The organism is Blautia sp. An249 (assembly GCF_002159835.1).
Classification (GTDB): domain Bacteria; phylum Bacillota; class Clostridia; order Lachnospirales; family Lachnospiraceae; genus Blautia_A; species Blautia_A avistercoris.
Window position 1 is genome coordinate 1 of the sequence record NZ_NFJL01000059.1, and the last position, 1545, is coordinate 1545.

Genomic DNA, 1545 nt, shown 5'->3' on the forward strand with positions numbered 1-1545 from the left:
CCTCCCGGAGCAGGAGCAGCAGATTTTAATTCTGCATTGTGTCCCGGCGCTGGCAGACGGCGAGATCGGCAGCCTTGTGGGAATGTCACGCAGCGCCGTCCAGCGCCACAGGACAAAGGCCCTGGGCGCATTGCGGAAGAAATTAGAGAATGACGGAGGGAGGGAACCAGAATGAAGCAGCCGACTTTTCACGGCAGGGTGTTATTGCCGTTGTCCGTGTATGAGGCGGCCCGCGCTGGTGATATACTGGCTATGGGCCAAATCCTGCGGTATTATGACAGCTACATAAACAAGCTGTGTACCCGGACGCTCTACGACAAGGACGGTTTGCCCCATGTGCAAGTGGACGAGTACATGAAACACCACTTGCAAAACAAACTTATCCGGGCCATCCTAAAGGACAGCCCATAAGAAAACGCCGGACGCGGCGGCCTGCTGGCCCTGCGCGTCCGGCGCTTTCTTATGGGGGATTTTCCTACGCATTTAGAAAACCGTTCTGGCGGGGATTTGATAATCTGTCCCGCCTCCCCGCCGACCATGCCAAAAAAGCCTTGAAATGGCGGGGATTTTACCGGCCTAAATGCGTAGAGTGTTCTCGTTTTATTCGTCCTTATTTTCATCCCCAGGCATTTCTTCCGTATGCTCTGGAATGGCAGCCGCGTCCTCCACAATATCCGTTACGAGCTGGCGGAAATCATTGGCGTTTTGAGCGGTAATCACCGGCTTGCCGGTGGTTTCTTCAATCTCTTTCCGGGTGTTCCCGGCAATCGAGCCGCCTTTTTGCGCCACTTTTTGATTTTCAGAAAAAGTAGCTGGTTTTACGGTTTTAGAAATCTCCGTTGTGGTTGCCTCCGCAAGCATTGTCAAAACCAGTTCCAGATCGCTCATATTGTCGCGGAGGTTTTCTTTTTTCAAGCCTTTCAGCTTTTTATATTGCCGTGTCGTCATACCAGACCAGGCGCGGGAAATCTCGTCTGTTAAGATAGCGTATTCCTTGCCTTTCTCCACGCCGCGCCGTTTCCACTCGTCTGTAAGCTCGTTGCGGATACGGATTGCCAAAAGACGCTGGTGTACCCATTCCTCGGAATAGCCTTTCTTCAAATAGGTTTCCAGCGCCCGGTCAATGGCCTGTTCCGGGTCAATGGTTTCCTCGATACGCTCCCGGCCCACCATTGCCAGCCATGCCTTGAACGGTTCGGCCTTTGGTGAGGGAATGGACTGGATGATACGCAAAAGCTGTTCGGTGTTGGCAACGTCGGTCAAACGCTTTTTGCCGTCCGCAGCAGTCATTTTCAACTGCTTACAATTTGTAAGCAGTTCATTTGCCCCCTCGTCTTTCAGACGCTTTTTCAAAACCGCCCAATAAGTGCTGGCGCTTCGCGGGGTTTTCTGATCGGTTAAAACCGCAATCACATCCACAATGGAAAAATACCATTCTTCCTGTTCTTCATCCCACGCGGTACGGATTTTCTTATCTTCAAACAACTGGATAGCGTCATTGTTCTGCAATTCGCCCATGACTATGTACCTCTCTTTCGCTGGCAT

General features: G+C 51.8%; 3 protein-coding genes. 2 read left to right on the plus strand and 1 reads right to left on the minus strand.

Annotation, left to right across the window (positions count from 1 at the left end; translation table 11 throughout):
- A partial coding sequence (locus B5F53_RS19465) for a sigma factor-like helix-turn-helix DNA-binding protein (protein ID WP_275532214.1) occupies nt 1-175 on the plus strand: 175 nt, incomplete at its 5' end.
- Nucleotides 172-411, plus strand: coding sequence for a helix-turn-helix domain-containing protein (locus tag B5F53_RS19470; protein WP_076778906.1), 240 nt, complete (start codon nt 172-174; stop codon nt 409-411). The genes B5F53_RS19465 and B5F53_RS19470, both read left to right, overlap by 4 nt.
- Nucleotides 412-600: 189 nt before the next feature.
- Here the strand turns inward: B5F53_RS19470 and B5F53_RS19475 are convergent, their stop codons facing one another.
- A complete protein-coding gene (locus B5F53_RS19475) occupies nt 601-1545 on the minus strand; it encodes a Bro-N domain-containing protein (protein ID WP_330396253.1) in 945 nt (314 codons plus the stop codon).